Consider the following 24312-nt stretch of genomic DNA (forward strand, 5'->3'; position numbering starts at 1 on the left):
GCGTTGTCGGAACATCCGCATACATCCAGTATGCGGATGCCCCTCCGCCTTGCGATGCACCGCATCTGACGCCGCGCGCTGATCCACCGGGGATTACGGGACAGCCCTTAGGGGCGATTCCGGTCCCCGGGGGCCGAAGCGGTCGATCCGCGCACCACCAGTTCGGGCATGAACACGAACTCGCTGTGCGGTGCCGGCGTCCCGCCGATCTCCTCCAGCAGGGTGCGCACCGCCGCCTGGCCCATCGCCGGGACCGGCTTGCGGATCGTGGTGAGGGGCGGGTCGGTGAAGGCGATCAGGGGGGAGTCGTCGAAGCCGACCACCGAGACGTCCCGGGGGACCGCGAGGCCGCGCTGCCGGGCCGTACGTATCGCGCCCAGCGCCATCATGTCGCTGGCGCAGACGATCGCCGTACAGCCCCGGTCGATCAGGGCGGCCGTCGCGGCCTGGCCGCCCTCCAGGGTGTAGAGGGAGTGCTGCACGAGCTCCGCCCCGATGCGCTCGGCGCTCAGGCCCAGCTGCTCCTGCATGGCGCGGACGAAGCCCTCGATCTTGCGCTGCACGGGCACGAACCGCTTGGGGCCCAGGGCCAGGCCTATCCGGGTGTGGCCGAGGGAGACGAGGTGGGTGACCGCGAGGGTCATCGCCGCACGGTCGTCGGGGGAGATGAAAGGCGCCTGGACCTTCGGGGAGAAGCCGTCGACCAGGACGAAGGGGACGCCCTGTGCGCGCAGCTGCTCGTAGCGCTGGGTGTCGGCCGTGGTGTCGGCGTGCAGACCCGAGACGTAGATGATGCCGGCGACCCCGCGGTCCACGAGCATCTCGGTCAGCTCGTCCTCCGTGGAGCCGCCCGGCGTCTGGGTGGCGAGCACCGGGGTGTAGCCCTGGCGGGTCAGGGCCTGGCCGATGACCTGGGCCAGGGCCGGGAATATCGGGTTCTCCAGCTCGGGTGTGATGAGGCCGACGAGGCCCGCGCTGCGCTGGCGCAGACGGACCGGGCGTTCGTAGCCCAGGACGTCCAGCGCGGCGAGCACGGACTGACGGGTGGTGGCGGCGACGCCGGGCTTGCCGTTGAGGACGCGGCTGACCGTCGCTTCGCTCACCCCCGCCTGCGCGGCGATGTCGGCAAGCCGTGTGGTCACGGCACCGGACTGTACCGGCCGTATCGTCATCGCGGTCCCTCTGTTCTCGTCGGCGCCCCGCTCCCATAAGGGATGATCCCCGCGTCGGTGACGGATGGCAAGAGCTTGCAGAGTCTTGCACAACCGGGTCCTTGCCCGCTCAGGCCCGTAAAACAAGGGTCTCGCGGCGGTCGACGGGGGGTCACGGCGGCGTAACTTCCGTATCCTCTTGCACTTTTTTGCTGCAAGGACTTTCGCGGCGCTTACATCGCTGTTACGTTCGGCGTCGCCCGGCGGCGGCAACGGTGCAGCCGGCGAAGTCGGCAGGGACGGTGGACGGGACCGCCCCCTGTAGCTACACGGGCCTTCACCCTCAAGGAGAACTCATGCGGCGTGGCATAGCGGCCACCGCGCTGATGGCGTCCCTCGCCCTCGCGGCGACGGCCTGCGGCGGAGACGACAGCGGCAGCGACAACTCGAGCGGGCCGGTCACCATCACCTGGTGGGACACCTCCAACGCCACCAATGAGGCGCCGACGTACCAGGCCTTGGTCAAGGAGTTCGAGGCCGCCAACAAGAACATCAAGGTCAAGTACGTCAACGTGCCCTTCGACCAGGCGCAGAACAAGTTCGACACGGCCGCCGGTGCCTCCGGCGCCCCGGACGTGCTGCGCTCCGAGGTCGGCTGGACCCCCGCCTTCGCCAAGAAGGGGTTCTTCCTGCCGCTGGACGGTACCGAGGCCCTCGCCGACCAGGCCAAGTTCAAGTCGAACCTGATCGAGCAGGCCAAGTACGACGGCAAGACCTACGGGGTACCGCTGGTCACCGACACCCTCGCGCTCGTCTACAACAAGGACCTGTTCAAGAAGGCCGGCATCACCACGCCGCCCACCACCTGGGACGAGCTGAAGACCGACGCCTCCCGGATCGACGCCAAGCTCAACGTCTACGGCTACTGGGGCTCCACCCAGGCCTACTACGCCCAGACCTTCCTCTACGGTGAGGGCACCGACACCGTCGACGCCTCCGCGAAGAAGATCACCGTCGACTCGGCCGCCGCGAAGAAGGCCTACGGCACCTGGCTCAGCCTCTTCACCGGGCAGGGCCTGCACGACGCCGACACCACCGCCGACGCCTACGCCCACATCCAGGACGCGTTCGTCAACGGCCAGGTCGCCGCGATCATCCAGGGCCCCTGGGAGATCACGAACTTCTACAAGGGCAGCGCCTTCAAGGACAAGGCCAACCTCGGCATCGCCACCGTCCCGGCCGGCTCCACCGGCAAGGCGGGCGCCCCGACCGGCGGCCACAACCTGTCCGTCTACGCGGGCTCGGACAAGGCCCACCAGGCCGCCGCACTGAAGTTCGTCAACTTCATGACGTCCGCGAAGTCCCAGGAGACCATCGCGCTGAAGAACTCCACCCTGCCGACCCGCGACGACGCCTACACGGCCGAGGTCAAGGCCGACCCGGGCATCGCCGGCTACGGCGCCGTGCTGGCCGCCGCCCAGCCGCGTCCCGCGCTGCCGGAGTACAGCTCCCTGTGGGGTCCGCTCGACACCGAACTGCCCAAGATCGCGGGCGGCAAGGAGTCCCTCGACAAGGGCCTGAGCAACGCTGAGCTCGCCATCGCCAAGCTGGTGCCGGACTTCAGCAAGTAAGCACCGACCGGCCGCCGGGTCCGCCTTTTCGGGGGACGGACCCGACGGCCGTCGGCCTGTGAGCCGTACCCGCCGTTGAACTAAGAAAGTGTCGAATCATGACAGTCGCCATCGACCGCGCGACCGGCAAGCGCCGCGGTGACCGTGAGCCAGGGCCCGGCCTGGGCGGGCGCCTCAAGCGCGGCTACCAGAAGCACTGGTACGCCTACGTCATGATCGCCCCGGTGGCGGTCGTCCTCGGCGTCCTCGTGCTCTACCCCCTGGTGTACGGCCTCTACCTCACCCTCACCGACGCCAACAGCCTCAACACCGCGCGCACGATCGGCGTCAACCACATCGACGCCACCTACAAGTTCATCGGCCTCGACAACTACGCCGACATCCTGTGGGGCCCCACCGCGTACGACCGCTTCTGGTCGCACTTCGTCTGGACGGTCGTCTGGACGGTGGCCTGTGTCACCCTGCACTACACCCTCGGCCTGGGCCTCGCCCTGCTGCTCGACCAGAAGCTGCGCGGCCGGACCCTGTACCGGCTGATCCTGGTGCTGCCCTGGGCGGTGCCCACCTTCGTCACCGTCTTCGGCTGGCGTTTCATGCTCGCGGACGGCGGCATCATCAACTCCGCGCTCGACGCACTGCATCTCCCCTCGCCGTCATGGCTGGAGGACACCTTCTGGCAGCGGTTCGCCGCGATCATGGTGAACACCTGGTGCGGTGTGCCGTTCATGATGATCTCCCTGCTCGGCGGCCTGCAGTCCATCGACGCCTCGCTCTACGAGGCCGCCGAGATGGACGGCGCGAGCGCCTGGCAGCGCTTCCGGTACGTCACCCTCCCGGGCCTGAGGACCGTCAGTTCCACCGTCGTACTCCTCGGCGTCATCTGGACCTTCAACCAGTTCGCCGTGATCTTCCTGCTGTTCGGCAACACCGCGCCCGACGCGCAGATCCTCGTCACCTGGGCGTACTACCTCGGCTTCGGACAGCAGCCGCGCGACTTCGCCCAGTCCGCCGCCTACGGCATCCTGCTGCTGGCCATCCTGATCGTCTTCACCTCGTTCTACCGCCGCTGGCTGAACCGCAACGAGCAGCAGCTCGCGATCTGAGGCAGGAGTTCTTCATGAGCACGACCACAGCGGAGACCTCCGCCCCCGTGAGCAAGGCAGATCCCGCGCGGACATCCCGCCGGGTCCGGCGGCGCGGCGAGACCGGCCTCGCCGGCGCCCTCGTCTCCCACGGCCTCCTGACCGTCGCGAGCCTGATCGCGCTGTTCCCGATCGCCTGGCTGGTCTATCTGTCCCTCGGCCCGGACAAGGACGACTACCTCCACCCGGGCGGCATCTGGAACAAGATGACGTTCGACAACTACACGTTCGTCCTCGAGCACACCAAGTTCTTCGACTGGCTGAAGAGCTCGCTCATCGTCACGCTCGGCACCACCTTCATCGGCGTGCTGATCGCCGCCACCACCGGCTACGCGGTCTCCCGCATGCGTTTCCCCGGGTACAAGAAGTTCATGTGGGTGCTGCTGGTCACCCAGATGTTCCCGGTCGCCGTCCTGATGGTGCCGATGTACCAGATCCTTTCCGACCTGAAGCTCATCGACAACTACTTCGGCCTCGTCCTCGTCTACTGCACGACGGTCATCCCGTACAGCGCCTGGCTGCTCAAGGGGTATTTCGACACCATCCCCTTCGAGATCGACGAGGCCGGACGCGTCGACGGGCTCACCCCCTTCGGCACCTTCTTCCGACTGGTACTCCCGCTCGCCAAGCCCGGCCTCGCGGTGGCCGCCTTCTACAACTTCCTCACCGCCTTCAGCGAGGTCGCCTTCGCCTCGACGTTCATGCTCAGCGACGACAAGTACACACTCGCCGTCGGCCTGCAGTCCTTCGTCAGCGAGCACGACGCCCAGCGCAACCTCATGGCCGCGACCGCGGTGCTGATCGCGATACCCGCCGCCATGTTCTTCTACCTCGTGCAGAAGAACCTGGTCACCGGTCTCACGGCGGGCGGCACGAAGGGCTGACCCCGCCGATCGAGAATCCCGCGCGCCTGACCGCGCGGGTGGCGGCCGCGGTGTCCTTCCGACCCCGCCGACCCCGCGGCCGCCTCATCACCCCTCCCGAACCGCGCCCCATGAACTCACCCCTGTCACGTACCAAGGACGCCATGAGCCAGCAGCACTCCGCCGCCCCGGCCCCCACGCCCGCCTCGGCCGTCGCCACCGTCGCCAAGCGCCGCGACTGGTGGCGGGACGCGGTGATCTACCAGGTGTACCCGCGCAGTTTCGCCGACAGCAACGGCGACGGCATGGGCGACCTGGAAGGCGTACGCACCCGCCTCCCGTACCTGCAGGGCCTCGGCGTGGACGCCGTCTGGCTCAGCCCGTTCTACGCCTCCCCGCAGGCGGACGCCGGCTACGACGTGGCCGACTACCGTGCCGTCGACCCCATGTTCGGCAACCTGCTCGACGCCGACGCCCTGATCCGCGACGCCCACGCACTGGGCCTGCGGATCATCGTCGACCTCGTCCCGAACCACTCCTCGGACCAGCACGAGTGGTTCAAGCGGGCGGTCGCGGAGGGCCCCGGCTCACCGCTGCGGGACCGCTACCACTTCCGCCCCGGCAAGGGCGTGACCGGCGAACTCCCGCCCAACGACTGGGAGTCCATCTTCGGCGGCCCGGCCTGGACCCGGGTCACCGAACCGGACGGCTCCGCAGGCGAGTGGTACCTCCACCTCTTCGCCCCCGAGCAGCCCGACTTCAACTGGGAACACCCGGCGGTGGGCGACGAGTTCCGCTCGATCCTGCGCTTCTGGCTGGACGTGGGCGTGGACGGCTTCCGCATCGACGTGGCCCACGGCCTGGTGAAGGCGGCCGGCCTGCCCGACATCGGCTCCCACGACCAGCTGAAACTGCTGGGCAACGATGTCATGCCGTTCTTCGACCAGGACGGCGTCCACGAGATCTACCGCCAGTGGCGTCTGATCCTCGACGAGTACTCCGGAAACGAGAAGGGGCCCGAAGGGCCGTCCTCAGAAGGGCGGTGGTGGGAGACGGGCGGGCGTATCTTCGTGGCGGAGGCCTGGACCCCGACCATCGAGCGCACCGCGAACTACGTCCGCCCCGACGAACTCCACCAGGCCTTCAACTTCCAGTACCTGAGCACCGACTGGGACGCCGAGGAGCTGCGGACGGTCATCGACCGCACCCTGGAGGCGATGCGCCCCGTCGGCGCCCCGGCCACCTGGGTCCTCTCCAACCACGACGTCACCCGCCACGCCACCCGCTTCGCCAACCCGCCCGGCCTCGGCACCCAGATCCGCACGGCGGGCGACCGGGAGCTCGGCCTGAGGCGGGCGCGGGCGGCGACGCTGCTGATGCTGGCACTGCCCGGCTCGGCCTACGTCTACCAGGGCGAGGAACTCGGCCTGCCCGACGTCGTCGACCTCCCCGACGAGGTCCGCCAGGACCCCGCCTACTTCCGGGGCGCCGGCCAGGACGGCTTCCGCGACGGCTGCCGGGTGCCGATCCCCTGGACACGTGAGGGCTCGTCGTACGGCTTCGGCACGGGCGGCAGCTGGCTGCCCCAGCCGTCGACGTGGGCCGAACTGAGCGTGGAGGCACAGGAAGGAGAGCCGGACTCGACCCTGGAGCTCTACCGCTCCGCCCTCCGCGCCCGCCGCACCCAGCCCGACCTGGGCGCAGGCGACTCGGTGCAGTGGCTGAAGGCGCCGGAAGGCGTACTGGCCTTCCGCCGCGGCGAGTTCGTGTGCGTCGCGAACACCTCGGGCGAGTCGGTCCGCATCCCGGCGTACGGCCGTGTCCTGCTCGCCAGCGGCGAGGTGGCCGAGACGGACGGCGAGGCGAAGGTGCCGGCCGACACGACGGTGTGGTGGACGACGGCCTGACGATCCACCGCACCGCGAGGCCCGCCGTTCCCCCGGGAAACGGCGGGCCTTCGTGCTGCGGGGCGGCCTGCCGGGAGCCACCATGGAGAAAGGGGAAGGACGACCGGGAGAACGACCGGGAGGACAGTCCCATGCCCGAACTGCCGGACGTCGAAGGGTTCCGCAGGGTGCTCAGGACCTGTGCGAAGGGCAGGGTCATCCAGCGCGTCGACGTGCGGGACACGGGCGTGCTGCACGAGGTCGGCGCGCGACGGCTGCGCGACGCGCTCGAGGGACGGCGTTTCACCGAACCGGAGCGGCACGGAAAGTGGCTGCTCGCCCGCACCGGCGGCCCCACCCTCATGCTGCACTTCGGCATGACCGGCCGGCTGCTCTGCGCCCACCCCGACGACACCGCCGAGGCCCACGACCGCGTGCTGTTCACCGTGGCCCGCGACCGGCAGTTGCGCTACCGCGATCAGCGCAAACTCCAGGGCCTCTGGCTGGCCGACGACGAGTCCGGGGTCGCACGGCTGCTGGACCACCAGGGCCCCGACGCGCTGACCGTGGACCGCGCCGCCTTCGCGGCCGCGCTCACCGCACACCGCGGCAGCGTCAAGACGGTCCTCACCGACCAAGCCGTCCTCGCCGGGCTCGGCAATCTGCTGGCCGACGAGATCCTGTGGCGCGCGAGGCTGCGCCCCACCAGCCGGGCGAACGAACTCGACGAGGCAGACCTCGGCCGCCTCCACACCCATATGCGCCGCACCCTGCGCTCCGCGGTCACCGCAGGCCGGGTCCCGCCCCGGGACTCCTGGCTCACCGGCCACCGCGACGACCCGGACCCCGTCTGCCCGCGCTGTGGCACCCACCTGCGCCGCACACGGGTCGGGGGCCGCGGCACGGTGTGGTGCCCGCGCTGCCAGTAGGGGAGCAGGATCCGCACCCCCGATGAGGGCCATGGGCCCGGACCGCTTCACGCGGCCCGGGCCCTTTCGTTCCCGCGCGTCGTCAACCCCGCAACATCCCGACAACTGATCGCACTTCCACGACAGAGGTACCGCACGGGAATTGCGTATCGTCGCTGCTGGCCAGAGCAAGTGCACGGTCCCGGATCCGGACTTCGCAAACTCGCCTTCTCTCCCCTGGAGTTGAAACGTGTTCAGTGTCGTGAAGTCCTTCAAAACCATGAAGAGCGCCACCCGGCGCACCCTGACGGTCGGCGCGGTTGCCGCCGGCATCGCCGCCACGTCCGCGTTGGGCGCCTCCCCCGCCTCTGCGGAGACCTGGCACTACGGGAGCATCACCTGGTACAACCCGAGCGTCGGTGTCGGGGCGTGCGGTGAGTGGCACGGTGACAACGAGCTGGTGGCGGCGGTCTCCCCGCAGATGTACGGCAGCTACCCCAACCCCAACAACTCCCCGGTGTGCGGCAAGTACGTGATCGTCTACGGTCCGACGGGGAAGGCCACGTGGGCAAAGATCGTCGACAGGTGCGCGAATTGTGCGGCGTACGACGTGGACCTCAGCCCCGCCGCGTTCGGCGTGATCGCTGACCTCGGCGTCGGCAGGTTCAGCACCTACTGGGCTGACTACATCTGATCCGTTCCATCTGCAGGCCCGGCCGGGTGTGCCCCCTCGGCCGGGCCTGTCCCGTCGTTCACCCGTGTCCGCGCCGAAGCCGCCGGTACTCCGTGGGCGTATGACCGACATGCCGGCGGAACACCATGGTGAAGTGACTGGCCGTACTGAACCCGCAGAGCACGCCGATCCTGCCCACCGGTTCGTCACCCGCCTCCAGTAATCGGCGCGCGGTCTGGATCCGCAGCCCGGTGAGGAACTGATGGGGCGTCTGCCCGGTCGTCGCGGAGAACAGCCGCAGGAAGTGGAACCGGCTCAGCGCGACCTCCCGGGCCAGGTCGTCCAGACCGATCCGGTCGGCGAGATGGGCGCGCATGTACGCGACGACCGTGTCCATCTGCCGCGGACCGAGCGCCCCCGACACGGCGGGCCTGCCGTGCGGGGGCGCGAGGAGATGCGCGGCGAGGTACTCCGCGGCGGAGTCGGCGTAGAGCTGTCCCGCTCCGGTGTCGCGGGCCCGGACCAGCGCGGCGGCCATGGTGGTGATCAGCGGGTCCTGTCCCGCCAGCCGCTCCAGCGACTGCAGATCGGCGGCCCGGCCGTCGGGGTCCTCGGCCAGATGGCGCCGGAAGATCTCCACCGGCAGGAGGATGTGCACGATTTCCATGGGGCCCGGTCCCAGCAGCCGGCAGCGCACCGAGATCGGGCGCCCGGGAGGAATCCGGCAGGCGTCGCCGGGCGAACACGACGCCGAACGCCACCGACCGTCACCGGTGTCCGCCTCGAACCGGGCGGTACCCCGCAGATGTGCCACGATCCGGAACCGGTCCGAGGGCGACTGCTCCCACTCGACCAGCCCTGGCGCCACCAACACCCGTGCCACACTCAACGACCGCCAAGAGGACTGGAGTTCGTGCCCGGAGGGCAGCGCAGAAGGTTCGTAGCGGGCAGTGGTCATCGCACGCATCTCCTCAGAGGGGGACTCCCGCACGGGTCAGGTCGCGCGAAGTCCGATCAACGGGCGGCACGACGGTAGGGGCCCGGCAGGAGGCCGAGTTGCCCGTCAGCGCCAGAGATCATGCCCCACAACGACGCCTCCCCGGCCCCAACCCGGGTGGCCCCTGGCCGGTCTGGAAGCAGGGGACCGCAGCAGGGGAGGAGAACCGTCATGGGAGTCGCGCCGGCCGCCGATCCGCCGCTGGGCGGCACCGTCACCACCCACCGGCTCGGCCCCCTGTACGTCACCACCACCGAGACCGGCCCCCTGCCGGCCCACACGTCCCTGCGGGCGATCGCCAACCTCACGCGCGACGACCACATCACGGTGCTCCTCCAGGAGCGCGGCTCCGTGATCATCGACCAGAACGGCCGGCGGACACTGCTCCAGCCCGGATGCCTCGCCTTCACCGACCCCACCCGGCCCTACACCCTCACCTGTCCGGACCGCTCCCGCACGCACGCTTTCCGCCTGCCGGCGCAGTGGCTGGGGCTGCGCGAAGCCGACCGGCGGCGCATCACCGAGGAACCCGTCCTGCCCGACCCCCAGACCGCCGCTCTGGCCGTCCCCTTCCTCTGCCGGCTCGCCGACAGAGCCGGCACCTACGGACCGCACCTCCGCCCCCTGCTCGCCCGCAACGCCGCGGACCTGCTGGCCACGGTCGCCGCCGAGCGGCTGGCACAGGACACCCCACGGCCCGGCGCCGACGCCGCCGCCACTCTGCTGCGGCTGCGCATCAAGGGCTTCATCGAGGACCACCTCACCGATCCGGACCTCACCCCGGGCACGATCGCCGTCGCGCACCACATCTCCGTGCGCCACATCCACCGGCTGTTCCAGTACGAGGGGACCACCGTCAGCCGCTGGATCCAGCACCGCCGCCTGGAGGCCTGCCGCCGCGCACTCGGCCACCCCGCGAGAAACCCCCCGGCGCTGACGGCTGTCGCACACCGCTACGGCTTCACCAGCTACTCCCACTTCAGCCGGGCCTTCCGCGCCGCCTACGGCATGTCCCCGAGCGAGTGGCGCACCACCACCGCACTCCGGGACCTCCGGCGCTGATTTTTTCACGCCGCCCCTCTCCCGCTTCGGCCATCGCACCCGTAACATCGCGCCACCGCAAGGTTTCTGAAAGATTGCAGCAAGAACCTTCAACGGAGAAGGAACCCCCACATGGCACACGGCAGATCCCTTTCGGGCGCCCTCGCCCTCGCCGCCGGCCTGACCCTCGTCGGTCCCGCGGCCCATGCCTCCCCACCCGGCACCAAGGACGTCACCGCCGTCCTCTTCGAGTGGAACTTCGCCTCGGTGGCGAAGGAGTGCACCAACACCCTCGGCCCCGCCGGCTACGGATACGTCCAGGTCTCGCCGCCCGCCGAGCACATACAGGGCTCGCAGTGGTGGACGTCGTACCAGCCGGTCAGCTACAGGATCGCGGGGCGGCTCGGGGACCGCACCGCGTTCCAGAACATGGTGAACACCTGCCACGCGGCGGGCGTGAAGGTCGTCGTCGACACCGTCGTCAACCACATGTCGGCGGGCAGCGGCACCGGCACCGGCGGGTCCTCGTACACGAAGTACGACTACCCCGGCCTGTACTCCTCCTACGACTTCGACGACTGCACCGCACAAGTCACCAACTACAGCGACCGCTGGAACGTCCAGCACTGCGAACTCGTCGGTCTGGCCGATCTGGACACCGGTGAGGATTACGTCCGCAAGACCATCGCCGGGTACATGAACGACCTCCTCACCCTCGGTGTCGACGGCTTCCGCATCGACGCGGCCAAGCACATCGACACCGCCGACCTGGCGAACATCAAGTCGCGGCTGACGAACCCGAACGCGTACTGGAAGCAGGAGGTCATCTACGGCTCCGGCGAGGCCGTGCAGCCCACCGAGTACACCGGCAACGGGGACGTGCAGGAGTTCCGTTACGCCTACGACCTCAAGCGGGTCTTCAACAACGAGAACCTCGCCTACCTGAAGAACTACGGCGAGGGCTGGGGGTACATGAGCAGCTCCGTCGCCGGTGTCTTCGTCGACAACCACGACACCGAACGGAACGGCTCCACGCTCAACTACAAGGACGGCGCCAACTACACCCTCGCCAACGTCTTCATGCTCGCCTACCCGTACGGCGCCCCGGACATCAACTCCGGTTATGAATGGACCGATACGGACGCCGGTCCGCCCAACGGCGGTACCGTCAACGCCTGTTGGCAGGACGGGTGGAAGTGCCAGCACGCCTGGCCGGAGATCCTGCGCATGGTCGCCTTCCGTAACGCGACCCGCGGCCAGTCCGTCACCGACTGGTGGGACGACGGCGCCGACGCCATCGCCTTCGGCCGGGGTGCCAAGGGCTACGTCGCCATCAACCACGAGAGCGGCTCGCTGACCCGGACCTATCAGACGTCCCTCGCCGCCGGGACGTACTGCAACGTGCAGAACAACACCACCGTGACCGTGAACGCCGGCGGTCAGTTCACCGCCACCCTGGGCGGCAACACCGCCCTCGCGATCTACGCGGGCAAGAGCAGCTGCTGAGCGTCTCTCTCCGCGCACCGCGCGTCGTGGAAGCCGGCGACGCGCGGTCCGCGAGGGGTTGACGCCTCCGGAGCCCCGTCCTACGTTCCGCACAGTCAGTCATGGGAGCGCTCCCATAATGGGACGAGAGGAGTCGCGATGCGCGTGACAGGACGTCTGGGGCTCTTATTGGGCGGGCTCGCTCTGCTGCTGGGGACGGCGGTGTCACCGTCGCCGGCGGCCACCGCCCTGCCCGGCAGCTTCCAGTGGGCGTCGAGCGGGCCCCTGATCTCCGTGAAGTCCGACGCGAGCCACAACCTGGCCGCGATCAAGGATCCGTCGGTCGTGTACTCCGGCGGCCGGTGGCATGTGTTCGCCTCCACCGCCGGCAGCGGTGGATACAGCATGGTGTACCTGAACTTCACCGACTGGTCGCAGGCCGCGACCGCCCAGCAGTACTACCTGGACCAGACACCGATCGGCACCGGCTACAAGGCCGCACCGCAGGTCTTCTACTTCGCCCCGCAGAAGCTCTGGTACCTCGTCTACCAGACCGGCGACAACGCGGCCTACTCGACCACGGCGGACATCGGCAACCCCGGCTCGTGGACCGCGCCGAAGAAGTTCTACGCCGCCGGCATGCCGCAGATCATCAAGGACAACATCGGCAGCGGCTACTGGGTCGACTTCTGGACGATCTGCGACACCGCGAACTGCTACCTCTTCTCCTCCGACGACAACGGGCACCTCTACCGTTCGCGGACCACCCTCTCGGCCTTCCCCGACGGCTTCACCGACACGGTGATGGTGATGTCCGACAGCAGCAGGTACCGCCTGTGGGAGGCGAGCAACGTCTACAAACTGACCGGCACCGACAGTTATCTGCTGCTGGTCGAGGCGATCGGCGGCAACGGCAGGCGCTACTTCCGCTCCTGGACGTCGACCGGTCTCACCGGCACCTGGACCGCCCTGGCCGACAGCGAGTCCAACCCCTTCGCCCGCTCCACGAACGTCACCTTCAACGGCACGGCCTGGACCGACGACATCAGCCACGGCGAGATGATCCGGTCCGGCTCCGACCAGACCCTCGGCGTCAACCCCTGCCGTCTCCAGTTCCTCTACCAGGGCCTGGACCCGGCCGCCACCGGCCCCTACAACACGCTGCCGTGGCGGCTGGGACTGCTCACCCAGACCAACTCGAACTGCTGAGCCGGTTCACTTCCCGTGGTGGCGGGCAGGGCAGGCTTCGGTGAAAGTCCTTGCCATGAATTGCAGGACTCTTGCTGTAAAGCTTTCGTCGGCGATACGGTCGCGCGGGGTCGGACCCAGGAGCCGTCATCGCAAGGAGTTCCCGCCTGTGATACCGAGAATCGCCGCCGTCACCGTGACCGCGCTGACGGCAGCACTCGTGCAGCCGCTCGCCGCGCACGCGGTCAGCCCGCCGCCACCCCCGTCCGACGCGCGGCTCGCCGCCGCGCCCGCCCGGCACGACGACACCCGTGAGCAGTTCTACTTCGTCATGCCGGACCGTTTCGCCGACGGGGACGCCTCCAATGACCGGGGCGGGCTGACCGGTTCACGCCTCAGCACCGGCTACGACCCCACCGACAAGGGCTTCTACCAGGGCGGCGATCTCAAGGGGCTGACGAAGAAGCTCGACTACATCAAGGGCCTCGGCACCACCGCCATCTGGATGGCCCCGATCTTCAAGAACCGGCCCGTGCAGGGCACCGGCAGCAACGCCTCGGCCGGCTACCACGGTTACTGGATCACCGACTTCACCCGGGTCGACCCGCACTTCGGCACCGACAAGGACCTCGAGACCCTCATCGCCAAGGCGCACGCCAAGGGCATGAAGGTCTTCTTCGACGTCATCACCAACCACACCGCCGACGTCGTCGACTACGACGAGAAGTCCTACGACTACCTGTCCAAGGGCGCCTTCCCGTACCTGACGAAGGACGGCGAGCCCTTCGACGACGCCGACTACGCGGCCGGCGGCGGGTTCCCCGCCGTCGACGCCGGTTCCTTCCCGCGCACACCGACGGTCACCTCGGACTCCAAGGTCCCGTCCTGGCTCAACGACCCGACGATGTACCACAACCGGGGCGACTCCACCTACGCCGGCGAATCCGCGACCTACGGCGACTTCTCCGGCCTCGACGACCTGTGGACCGAGCGCCCCGAGGTCGTCAGCGGAATGGAGAGGATCTACCGGCGCTGGGTGCGGGACTTCGACATCGACGGATTCCGGATCGACACCGTGAAGCACGTGAACATGGAGTTCTGGACCCAGTGGGCCACCGCGCTCGACGCGTACGCGGCCAGGCAGGGGCGGGACGACTTCTTCATGTTCGGCGAGGTCTACTCCGCCGACACGTCGATCACCTCGCCGTACGTCACCCGGGGCCGCCTGGACGCCACCCTCGACTTCCCCTTCCAGGAGGCGGCCCGGCAGTACGCCTCCCAGGGCGGCAGCGCGCGGCAGCTCGCGTCCGTCTTCGCCGACGACTACAAGTACACGACGGACAAGGCCAACGCGTACGAGCAGGTCACCTTCCTCGGCAACCACGACATGGGCCGCATCGGCCACTTCCTCGCCCAGGACAACCCGAAGGCCACCGACGCCGAGCTGCTGAAGAAGGATCAGTTCGCCAACGAACTGATGTTCCTCAGCCGCGGCAACCCCGTCGTCTACTACGGCGACGAGCAGGGCTTCACCGGCTCCGGCGGCGACAAGGACGCCCGCCAGACGATGTTCGCCTCCCAGGTCGCCGACTACCTCGACGACGACGAGATCGGCACCGACCGCACCCACGCGAGCGACGCCTACGACACCTCCGCCCCGCTGTACCGGCGGATCGCCGCCCTCGCCGAGCTCCGCAAGGCCAACCCGGCCCTGACGGACGGCGTCCAGACCGAGCGGTACGCGGCCGACGGCGCCGGTGTCTACGCCTTCTCCCGCACCGGCGGTGACAGGACCGAGTACGTCGTCGCCTTCAACAACGCAGGCGAGGCCAGGTCGGCGACCTTCCCCACCGGTTCGGCGGGCATGTCGTACCGGGGGATCTACGGCACCGGAGCCACGGCGAAGTCCGGCGCCGACAAGAGGATCACCGTCACCGTCCCGGCCGGCTCCGCCATCGTCCTCAAGGCGGCCGGCAGGCTCGCCGAGCCCGCCACCAGGCCGACGATCACCCTCAAGGCCCCCGAGACCGGCGCCACGGGCACGGTCGAGCTCACCGCGGACGTCGAGGGCGGGCAGCTCGACCGGGTCGTCTTCGCCGCTCGGACCGGCAACGGAAAGTGGCGGACCCTCGGCTCCGCCGACCACGCCCCCTACAAGGTCACCCAGACCATCGACAAGGACGTACCGGCCGGAACAGCCCTGCGCTACAAGGCGGTTGTCGTCGACTCGGCAGGACGTACGGCGAGCGCCACGGCCGCGTCCGGCACCGGCACCCCGCCCGCCGAGGAGACCCCCACCGTCTCCTCCCGCGACTACGCGATCGTCCACTACAAGCGCGCCGACGGCGACTACGCCGACTGGGGACTGTACGCGTGGGGCGACCTGGCCGACGGCGAGGCGACGAACTGGCCGGACAGTCATCCCTTCACCGGCCGTGACGCCTACGGCGCCTTCGCCTACGTCAAGCTGAAGCCGGGCGCGTCGGACGTCGGCTTCCTCGTCATCGACAAGGACGGGAACAAGGACGTCTCCGCCGACCGCGCGATCGACGTGACGAAGACCGGTGAGGTCTGGATCGAGCAGGGCAAGGAGGCCGTGGAGACGCAGAAACCCGACTACCCGCCCCAGGACACCACCAAGGCCGTGCTGCACTACCACCGCGCCGACGGCGACTACGACGGCTGGGGCCTGCACGTCTGGTCCGGTGCCGCGAACCCCACGGACTGGTCGAATCCCCTGAAGCCGGCCAGGACGGACGCCTTCGGCGCGGTCTTCGAGGTACCGCTCACCGACGGGGCGACCAGTCTCGGCTACATCCTCCACAAGGGCGACGAGAAGGACCTGCCCGCCGACCAGTCCCTCGACCTCACCGCGAACGGGCACGAGGTGTGGCTGCTGGACGGGCAGGAGAAGTACCTGCTGCCGCAGCCGGCCGGGTCCGCCGCCGCCCTCGACCTGACCACCTCCAAGGCGATCTGGATCGACCGGAACACCGTCGCCTGGAACGGCTCCGAGACCGCCGCCTCCACCCAGCTGCTGTACAGCGGGCAGGGCGACATCGAGGTGAAGGACGGCACCCTCACCGGGGACGCCAGATGGCTGCGCCTGACGAGGACCACCCTCACCGACGCCCAGAAGGCGAAGTTCCCGCATCTGAAGGACTACGCCGCCTGGTCGGTGGACCCGCGCGACCGCGACCGGGTGCGCGAGGCGCTCACCGGGCAGCTCGTCGCCTCCCAACGCGCCGTGAACGGAGCCGTGTCGGCGGCGACGGGCGTGCAGATCGCGGGCGTCCTCGATGACCTGTACGGCGGGGCGACGACCGCGGAACTCGGACCCGTCTTCCGCGACGGGCGTCCCACACTCGCCGTCTGGGCGCCCACCGCGCAGTCCGTCGGGCTCGAGATCGACGGCGCCACCAGGCCGATGCACCGTGACGCAGGCACCGGCGTCTGGTCCGTCACCGGGCCCAGGTCCTGGAAGAACAAGGCCTATCGGTACGTCGTGAAGGTCTGGGCGCCCAGTGTCCGGAAGGTCGTCACGAACAAGGTGACCGACCCCTACTCCGTCGCCCTCACCGCCGACTCGGAGCGCAGCCTCGTCGTCGATCTCGACGACGAGTCCCTGGCTCCCCGCGGCTGGTCGAGCCTGGCCAAGCCGAAGGCCGTCCCGCTGAAGGACGCCCAGATCCAGGAACTGCACGTCCGGGACTTCTCGGTGGCGGACTCGACGACCCCCGTGCGGGACCGGGGCACCTACCTGGCCTTCACCGATCCCGGCAGCGACGGCTCGAAGCATCTGCGCGCGCTGGCGAAGGCGGGCACGTCCTACGTCCACCTCCTGCCCGTGTTCGACATCGCCACGATCCCGGAGCGGAAGGCCGACCAGGCGAGCACCGGCTGCGATCTCGCCTCGTACGCCCCCGACTCCGGGCGGCAGCAGGAGTGCGTGGCCGAGACCGCCGCGAAGGACGCCTACAACTGGGGCTACGACCCCTACCACTACACGGTCCCCGAGGGTTCGTACGCCACCGACCCGGACGGCACCGCGCGTACGGTCCAGTTCCGCGAGATGGTGAAGGCGCTGAACGAGGACGGCCTGCGGGTCGTCATGGACGTGGTCTACAACCACACCGCGGCGAGCGGTCAGGCGGACACCAGCGTCCTGGACCGGATCGTGCCCGGCTACTACCAACGGCTCCTCGCCGACGGGTCGGTGGCGAACAGCACCTGTTGCGCGAACACGGCGACCGAGAACGCCATGATGGGCAAGCTCGTCGTCGACTCGATCGTCACCTGGGCCCGGGAGTACAAGGTCGACGGCTTCCGCTTCGACCTCATGGGCCACCACCCGAAGGCCAACATCCTGGCCGTCAGGAAGGCCCTGGACGCGCTGACCCCCGCCAAGGACGGCGTCGACGGCAAGAAGATCATCCTGTACGGCGAGGGGTGGAACTTCGGCGAGGTCGCCGACGACGCCCGTTTCGTGCAGGCCACGCAGCGGAACATGGCCGGAACCGGGGTCGCGACCTTCTCCGACCGGGCACGGGACGCCGTACGCGGCGGCGGCCCCTTCGACCAGGACCCCGGCGTCCAGGGCTTCGCGTCCGGCCTTTACACCGACCCCAACTCATCGCCCGCGAACGGCACTCCGGCGGAGCAGAAGGCCCGTCTCCTGCACTACCAGGACCTGATCAAGGTCGGGCTCTCCGGCAATCTCGAGGACTTCACCTTCACCGACACCGACGGCAAGGAGGTCACCGGCGCCGAGGTCGACTACAACGGGCAGCCCGCCGGGTACGCGGACGCGCCGGGCGACGCCCTCGCCTACACGGACGCGCACGACAACGAGTCGCTGTTCGACGCCCTGGCATACAAGCTGCCCGCATCGACAAGTGCCTCCGACCGGGCCCGGATGCAGGTCCTCGCGATGGCCACCGCCGCCCTCTCACAGGGTCCGTCGCTCTCCCAGGGCGGCTCCGACCTGCTGCGCTCCAAATCCCTGGACCGCAACTCCTACGACAGCGGCGACTGGTTCAACGCGATCCACTGGAACTGCGCCGACGGCAACGGCTTTGGACGCGGGCTGCCCCCGGCCGCCGACAACGCCGCCAAGTGGCCTTACGCCAAGCCTCTGTTGACCGCCGTCACGGTGGGCTGCGCGCAGATCGACGGCGCCTCCTCCGCCTACCGGGACCTGCTGCGGATCCGCACGACGGAGAAGGCGTTCTCCCTCGGCACGGCCGGCCAGGTGCGGGCGGCACTCTCCTTCCCGCTGTCCGGGAAGGACGAGACTCCCGGGGTGATCACCATGGAGCTGGGTGACCTGGTCGTCGTGTTCAACGCGACGCCGGCCGAGCAGAAGCAGCGGATCGTTTCCCTCGCCGGCCGGGGCTACCGACTGCACCCGGTGCAGGCATCGGGCGCGGACCCTACCGTCAAGGCCTCCTCCTACGTACGGGAATCGGGCACATTCGCCGTTCCGGGTCGCACTGTCGCGGTATTCTCCCGGGACTCCTGATACAGGGCTAGGTTGGTGGGGCGGTCCCGGAAGACGGGGCCGCCCCACCACGTCGTTCCGACGTCGTTCGGACGTCGTTTCCGATGTCGTTTCCGAGAGGGCCGGGAGTCAGACGGTGCCCGCCGATCCGCTGGAGATCCACGCCGTCGTCCGGGCTGCGCTGCGCGGGGCGCGCCGCCGGGGCGACGCGGAGGTGCGGGCCAGGCGGCTGACGCTGCTCGCGGAGGCGACCGTGGCCGTGCAGCGGGCACGCGGCCCGGCGGAACTGGCCGACGCCGCCGCCGAAGGGGCCGCCCGGCTCACCGGTGCCCCCGCCGTGGTCTTCGTGGCCGGCCCGGACGGAGAACTGCACCACGGCAGCTCGCGCGGCCGCGGCCCCCGAGGGCTGCCGGACGCGGACGCCCATGCGACGGTGGCCCGGCTGGTCGGCCGGCTCGCGCCGGGGCGCGGCGCCGTGCGCGGGGTGGTCGTGCCCGCGACGCTGTGGCCGGCCGGGTTCTTCCGGCCGGGCCTGCGGCAGGCGGCCCGGCTGGTGCCGACCGTGACCCAGGGCCGGCGCACCCCGGTCTGCGTGGCCGTCCCCGCCACCGTGCCGGTCACCGACGACGGACTGCTCTCCCGGCTCGCCCAGGTCACCGCGCTCGCCGCCGAGGCGCTGCTGCTGTACCAGGCGGAGCGGCATGTGGCGCGCACCCTGCAGCACAGCTTCCTGCCCCGCCCGGACCGGCCGCCCCGGCTGCCGGGCGTCGACCTGGTCGTGCGGTACGTGCCCGCGTCCCGGGAGACCGAGATCGGCGGCGACTTCTACGCGGCCGTGTCCACCGCCGCCGGGGTGCTCACCGCGGTCGGGGACGTCGTCGGACACTCGCTGGAGGCGGCCACCGTGATGGTGGAGATCCGCCACGCGCTGCGCGCCTACGCCGTCGAGGACGCCGACCCGGCGGCGCTGGCCGCCCGGCTCGACCGGATGCTCCTGCACTACCACCCGGACGTCACCGCGACCGTGTGCCTGGCCTTGCTGGACCCGGCCACCGGGCGGCTGCGGGTGGCGAACGCCGGGCATCTCCCGCCGCTGCTCGTCGCGGACGGCGGCGGCGCGGAGTACGTCGACGTGGCCGGGCCGCTGCTGGGGCTGGGGCTGGAGCGGCCGGAGCCGACAGAACTGCTGATGGGGCCCGCCGACCGGCTGCTGATGGTCACCGACGGGCTGATCGAGTCCCGCGGCACCGACCTCTCGGCCTCCCTGGAACAACTGCGCACGGCGGCCGCCGACGCCCCGCCGGGTCTGGACGCCCTGTGCGACCTGCTGCTCGGGCGCTTCGGTCACGACCGGGAGGACGATGTGGCGATGCTGGCGCTGCGGTTAGGGTGAGCCCCAGGACGCCCCAGAAGCAGGAGTGCTCATGCCGAACATCACCGTCGACTACTCGCGGACGATGAGGAACGCCTTCGACCCGGCCGCCTTCGCCGAGGCCCTGCACGCCTCGGTGGTGGAGATCGCGGCCGCCAAGCCGGAGGCCTGCAAGACCCTGTTCCGGGAGGCCGACCTCACCGCGTTCGCCTACGCGGACCCGCTGGACGACGGACACGCCGTCGTCCACGTCACCCTCGGGCTGCTCGCCGGCCGCACCGACGAGACCAAGGCGCGGCTGACCGAGGCCGTCCTGGAACTGCTGCGCAAGCACGTGGAGGACGATGGGTTCGTCCTGCACGCCTCCGCCGAGGTACGCGACCTGGACCCGTCGTACCGCAAGTTCGAACGGGAGTGACCGCCGCGAGCGACGGTCACGACGCGAGGGCGATGAGGCGGGTGGCGAGGTCGCCGAAGGGGCCGTTCGCCGGTTCGCCGGTCAGCATCGGGCGCAGGAGGGAGCGCATCTCCTGGTCGTAGGCCGCGCTCACGGCGGTCAGCGCGGCGAAGTCGTGCACGAGCTGGATCTCCAGCTCCGCGCGCGGGATGCGCCGCCCGTCCAGCCAGATCAGGGCGGTCGACTCGGCGAGCGATATCCACGAGCGGACGACCAGCTCCAGGCGTGCGGGCGGGTCGGCGATCCCCAGGTGGGAGAGGATCTGCTCGTAGGCGGCTTGGCGCACGGCGTCGATGAGGGCGTTCGTGGTGGAGGAGCCGACGGCCGGACCGCCGCGCATGAGGGCGGAGAAACCGGGGCCGTGCTCGTCGACGAAGTCGAAGTACCGGCGCATCACCCGCAACAGCCGGGAGCCCAGCGGCCCTTCGTGCGGTTCGACGAACCGGGCGGCGAGGTCCTCGGACGCGCGCTTCAACGCGGCCTCGTACAGGCTGAGTTTGCCGGGGAAGTAGTGGTAGACGAGGGGGCGCGAGATGCCGGCGGCCGCCGCTATCTCGTCGATGGAGACCTCGTCGGGCGAGCGCTGGGCGAACAGTTCGAGGGCGACGCCGATCAACTGCTGCCGACGCTCCTCGACTCCCATTCTTCGACGAACCCCGGTAGTCATACGAACACCTTACCGATCGGATCCGGCCTCCAACGGACCGGCTCGGTCAAGGGTGTTCACCTGCCCGGCACCACAACGGTGGGCGGCGAACCTCCCCTTCCGGTATCCGTTGCCTGCACGTTCCGCGGAACCCCTGCTCGCAGGAGCAGACGGCCCCCGGCGTCCGCCGCGGTGGAGTTCGACCTCGAAGGCGTCTCCTCGTACGGCGTGTGGCGTGAACCTTTCGATCCGGACGGACGGCACCCGCTGGCCCACGGCGGCCGTCCCGCGCCGGTCAGTTGAGGCCGCTCACCGAGCTCCCGTCCTCCAGGACGCCCTTCAGCTCCGCCCGCGCGCCCTTCTCGGCGGGTACGGCCAGCAGGTTGCCGGACGCCGAGCCGTTCACCCCGCCGCTCGCCCGCACGGACCCGGTCGTCCTGTCGCCCGCCGCGAGGAGGTACCAATGGCCGCCCTCCGACTTCCACAGGACCCCGGCCAGCACATGCGGATCATGCGGCCCGCAGGCCGGCACGTCCCCGGCCTTCGCCACGGCCGATCCGGACAGCCCGCCCGGCGTGCGGAACTGGGCGAGGACCCGGCTCCCGTCGCCCCGCCAGGTCTCGGCACGGGTGCACACCCATTCCGCCGATCCGCTCGCATCGGGCAGCGACTGCCGCGCGTACGACCACATGTTGACCGTCCGTACGCCCTGCCCGCGCACGTCGGACAGCGAGCAGGCGAACGGCGCCCAGGTCCTCAGCGCCTCGGCGCCGGTCGCCGGCTTCGTCGAGCCGGGCCGGCCCGTGGTGAGGCGGGCGGGGACGAGTTCGCCGAGGTCGGTCAGCAGCTGGGTGCCGTAGGCGTCGGTCAGCTGGAGCACGTTCCAGCTGGTGCAGGTGCCGGACCGGGTGGCCGGGCTGGCCAGCGGTGAGGTGATGCCGCCGGTGAGTGTCAGGTTCAACGTCCCGGCGCCCGGCTTGGAGAGGTCCCGTTCCTCGGCCCTGGTCACCCAGGGCGCCGTCAGCCAGCGGACGTTGCCGTCGGTCCGGTTCAGGACGATCGCGCCCGCCTCGGTGCCCCGCGCGCCGTCGACCCGCGCGAAGTCCAGGGCCGCCCCGGCCGTGCCGTCCTCGGGCTCGGCGTAGCGGGCGATGCGCAGACCGTCGTAGAGGATCACCACGCGTGCGTTGCCGACGCCGCCGGCGTAGAGGAGCTGCGGTGGGCCGGCCGGGCCGCCCGAGAGGGTGCCGGGGGTCGCGGAGACCCGGACCGTCTCACCGGGGCGGGCCCAGACGGCGAGAGCGCGGCGCAGCAGCCCGGTGTCCCGGACGAGGGGGCCGCGGGCGGGCCAGACGGAGAAGTCGGTGCGTGCGGACGTCTTCCAGGCGACCGGGGAGACCCGTAGCAGCCGGCCCGGGTCGAGGGCCGCCTCCGCGGCCGGGTTCCGCGCGTACACCGGGGCGGCCGCGCCGTCCGGGCCCCAGCCGTCGCCGGGCAGCGCGACCAGGGCGCCGCACACCGCGAGGGCGGCCGCGGCGGCCAGCGCGGCCCTGGTGTGCCGGCGGCGGCGGATCAGGTCGGTGGGCCGGGCCTGGAGCGAACAGGCGTCGAACTCGGGGGAGTCGAGCAGTGCGTAGCCGTCGGCGGGCACCGTGCCTGCCTCGTCCAGAGCCGCGTCCACGCCTTCCGCGTCCGCGTCGGCGAGCACCTCGCGGACATCGCCGTCGGGGAGCTTCTCCAGGCCGCGCAGCACGTAGGCGGCGCGGGCCGGGCCGGTCAGACCGGCCAGCCGCTGGTCCAGGGCGAGTTCGTCGGCGCCGCCGGAGCGCGGGAACAGCTTCAGTCCGCGGACCTGGGGGAGCAGCGCCGGGAGCTGTGCCCGCCTGGGCCACGCCCGGCGCCGCAGCGGCCGGCCCGCCTCCAGTGCCGTACGCACCACCTGCAGGCGGACGTACGCGTATCCGGGGTCGCCGTCACGCCCCGCGGACTGGGCCGGGATGACCGGGGCCGAGGTGCGGCCGCGGGGCAGGGCGCGCTGGACGAGGGCGTGCGCGGTCAGGACCCGGCGGCTGCGGCCGAGGCCGGGCGGCAGCAGCAGATAGGCGAGCCGGACGAGACGCGGGTAGTGCTCGACGAGCGCGGCCTCGGCCTGCTCGACGTCGACGATCCGGGCGGCGGCGGAACCGGGTGCGGGGCGCGGGGCGACATCCTGTGACTGCACGTCCAGCGCAACGAGCGAGCCGGTGGATGGTCACCGGCGGACGGGTCACTCCGCCACGAGCGCCCGCGCGTAGTTCGCCATCGACCGCTGGTAGCGCGGCAGATGGGGGGCGAGGGCGCCGAGGACCAGGGAGAGGCCCTCGCGGTCGCGGCCCAGGCTCGACAGACACAGCGCCAGACAGCCGCGGACGGCGTCGTCCAGCTCGTCGGACGGGGCGTCCAGTTCCGGGGTGAGCAGTTCGACGCCCTCCTCGGGCCGCCCGATGTTGCGCAGCGAGCTGGAGAGCTGGATCTTGGCGCGACGGCCCTTGTAGCGGCTGACCTCGCTCAGACCGCGGGCGAGCGCCTCCCGGTACAGAGGTTCGGCCTTGTCGGAGTGGCCGGTGGAGTCCCAGGCGCAGGCCTGTTCGAAGGGACCGAGCGGGCTGTCTGCGGGAAGTTCGGCGACGAGCGCGTCGATCACGGCCCGGAAGTCGCCGGCCCGCTCCTCCGGATGGTCGTCCAGGGTGGCCCAGGCGGCCGCCACGCGGTTTTCCCAGTCTTCTTCGTCTCGGTTCACCGGCATACTTTCGCACGTCAGTGCCCGGGTTTCACCGGTATTTTGAGCGGACCGCGCGCGGGAGCCGTATCCAGGACGAGGCTCTTGCAGGGAGGACAGATGAAGGTGACCCGACCGATGCTCGCGGTGGCCGCCGCCGCGGCGGCGCTGGCGCTGACCGGATGCGGTGGTTCCGAAGGAGACGCGGAGGCCGTGGCGGCCGTGCCGTCGGCGGCGACCGGCAGCCTGGAGCACCTGGCCGCCGAGGTGAAGTGCAAGCCGAACATGCAGACCGACGCGGACGAGATCCGACAGGCGATCTGCAAGAACGCCGACGGCAAGTTCATCCTGGCGACCTTCGCCACCGACCGCGGCCAGCGCGAGTGGATCAACGGCGCCAAGGACTACGGCGGTCACTACCTGGTCGGCCGCAAGTGGGTGGCCGTGGGTGAGACCAGCACGGTGAACGCGCTGCGCAAGACGCTCGGCGGCGACATCGAGGAGGGCACCGACCACGCGGCGATGGAGTCGGGCGGCGCCACGCACTCCGGTCACTGACACAGGACAACTGAGAAGGCCGGCGGTGAGGGATCCTCACCGCCGCCCATCAAAGT

At 70.3% G+C, this 24312-nt stretch carries 17 protein-coding genes and 1 pseudogene; 13 read left to right on the plus strand and 5 right to left on the minus strand.

The window, feature by feature from the left end; translation table 11 throughout:
• Positions 1-107: 107 nt before the first annotated feature.
• On the minus strand, positions 108-1142 hold the full coding sequence (locus ABT057_RS47435) for a LacI family DNA-binding transcriptional regulator (protein WP_352351336.1): 1035 nt from the start codon (positions 1140-1142) through the stop codon (positions 108-110).
• A 365-nt stretch (positions 1143-1507) separates the two neighbouring features.
• Between ABT057_RS47435 and ABT057_RS47440 the strand changes: the two genes are divergently transcribed.
• The 6 genes from ABT057_RS47440 (at position 1508) to ABT057_RS47465 (ending at position 8275) form a co-directional block, all read left to right on the plus strand.
• The gene (locus tag ABT057_RS47440) at positions 1508-2782 is read left to right on the plus strand and encodes an extracellular solute-binding protein (protein ID WP_352351338.1); all 1275 of its coding nucleotides are present in this window, start codon (positions 1508-1510) and stop codon (positions 2780-2782) included.
• A gap of 98 nt (positions 2783-2880) precedes the next feature.
• The gene (locus ABT057_RS47445) at positions 2881-3885 is read left to right on the plus strand and encodes a carbohydrate ABC transporter permease (RefSeq protein ID WP_352351340.1); all 1005 of its coding nucleotides are present in this window, start codon (positions 2881-2883) and stop codon (positions 3883-3885) included.
• A gap of 14 nt (positions 3886-3899) precedes the next feature.
• A complete protein-coding gene (locus ABT057_RS47450) occupies positions 3900-4808 on the plus strand; it encodes a sugar ABC transporter permease (protein ID WP_352351342.1) in 909 nt (302 codons plus the stop codon).
• Between the two features lie 143 nt (positions 4809-4951).
• A complete protein-coding gene (locus tag ABT057_RS47455; protein WP_352351344.1) occupies positions 4952-6694 on the plus strand; it encodes a glycoside hydrolase family 13 protein in 1743 nt (580 codons plus the stop codon).
• A 131-nt stretch (positions 6695-6825) separates the two neighbouring features.
• A complete protein-coding gene (locus ABT057_RS47460) occupies positions 6826-7602 on the plus strand; it encodes an Fpg/Nei family DNA glycosylase (protein WP_352351346.1) in 777 nt (258 codons plus the stop codon).
• Between the two features lie 229 nt (positions 7603-7831).
• Positions 7832-8275, plus strand: a complete 444-nt coding sequence (locus tag ABT057_RS47465; RefSeq protein WP_352351348.1) for an RlpA-like double-psi beta-barrel domain-containing protein — start codon at positions 7832-7834, stop codon at positions 8273-8275.
• Between the two features lie 58 nt (positions 8276-8333).
• Here ABT057_RS47465 and ABT057_RS47470 read toward each other — a convergent pair whose 3' ends face one another.
• On the minus strand, positions 8334-9212 hold the full coding sequence (locus ABT057_RS47470; protein ID WP_352351350.1) for a helix-turn-helix domain-containing protein: 879 nt from the start codon (positions 9210-9212) through the stop codon (positions 8334-8336).
• A 210-nt stretch (positions 9213-9422) separates the two neighbouring features.
• Between ABT057_RS47470 and ABT057_RS47475 the strand changes: the two genes are divergently transcribed.
• From ABT057_RS47475 to ABT057_RS47500, 6 genes and pseudogenes are all read left to right on the plus strand, one after another.
• Positions 9423-10313 carry a helix-turn-helix domain-containing protein gene (locus ABT057_RS47475; protein WP_352351352.1) on the plus strand — a complete coding sequence of 297 codons (891 nt, stop codon included), beginning with the start codon at positions 9423-9425 and terminating at the stop codon, positions 10311-10313.
• Positions 10314-10424: 111 nt separating this feature from the next.
• Positions 10425-11798: an alpha-amylase gene (locus ABT057_RS47480; RefSeq protein WP_352351354.1), complete on the plus strand. Its 1374-nt coding sequence runs from the start codon at positions 10425-10427 to the stop codon at positions 11796-11798.
• Positions 11799-12017: 219 nt separating this feature from the next.
• A pseudogene (locus tag ABT057_RS47485) lies at positions 12018-12986 on the plus strand (glycoside hydrolase family 62 protein); the annotation flags it as partial.
• A 148-nt stretch (positions 12987-13134) separates the two neighbouring features.
• Positions 13135-18486 carry a pullulanase-type alpha-1,6-glucosidase gene (gene pulA / locus ABT057_RS47490; protein WP_352351356.1) on the plus strand — a complete coding sequence of 1784 codons (5352 nt, stop codon included), beginning with the start codon at positions 13135-13137 and terminating at the stop codon, positions 18484-18486.
• Positions 18458-19858, plus strand: a complete 1401-nt coding sequence (locus ABT057_RS47495; protein ID WP_502974092.1) for a PP2C family protein-serine/threonine phosphatase — start codon at positions 18458-18460, stop codon at positions 19856-19858. The genes pulA and ABT057_RS47495 overlap by 29 nt, the downstream gene beginning before the upstream one ends.
• A gap of 31 nt (positions 19859-19889) precedes the next feature.
• Positions 19890-20255 carry a 5-carboxymethyl-2-hydroxymuconate Delta-isomerase gene (locus tag ABT057_RS47500; protein ID WP_352351358.1) on the plus strand — a complete coding sequence of 122 codons (366 nt, stop codon included), beginning with the start codon at positions 19890-19892 and terminating at the stop codon, positions 20253-20255.
• Positions 20256-20271: 16 nt separating this feature from the next.
• Here the strand turns inward: ABT057_RS47500 and ABT057_RS47505 are convergent, their stop codons facing one another.
• The 3 genes from ABT057_RS47505 to ABT057_RS47515 all read right to left on the minus strand — a co-directional run bounded on the left by ABT057_RS47505 (position 20272) and on the right by ABT057_RS47515 (position 23725).
• The gene (locus tag ABT057_RS47505) at positions 20272-20961 is read right to left on the minus strand and encodes a TetR/AcrR family transcriptional regulator (RefSeq protein WP_352351360.1); all 690 of its coding nucleotides are present in this window, start codon (positions 20959-20961) and stop codon (positions 20272-20274) included.
• A gap of 274 nt (positions 20962-21235) precedes the next feature.
• Positions 21236-23161 carry a hypothetical protein gene (locus tag ABT057_RS47510; protein ID WP_352351362.1) on the minus strand — a complete coding sequence of 642 codons (1926 nt, stop codon included), beginning with the start codon at positions 23159-23161 and terminating at the stop codon, positions 21236-21238.
• A gap of 45 nt (positions 23162-23206) precedes the next feature.
• Positions 23207-23725 (minus strand): tetratricopeptide repeat protein, encoded by a 519-nt coding sequence (locus ABT057_RS47515; RefSeq protein WP_352351364.1) that lies wholly within the window; start codon positions 23723-23725, stop codon positions 23207-23209.
• Between the two features lie 93 nt (positions 23726-23818).
• On the opposite strand from ABT057_RS47515, the gene ABT057_RS47520 reads away from it, so the two are divergent.
• Complete coding sequence (locus ABT057_RS47520) at positions 23819-24256, plus strand: hypothetical protein (RefSeq protein WP_352351366.1); 438 nt, start codon at positions 23819-23821, stop codon at positions 24254-24256.
• Positions 24257-24312 lie beyond the last annotated feature (56 nt).

Source organism: Streptomyces sp. NPDC002588, from assembly GCF_040295925.1.
Lineage (GTDB): Bacteria > Actinomycetota > Actinomycetes > Streptomycetales > Streptomycetaceae > Streptomyces.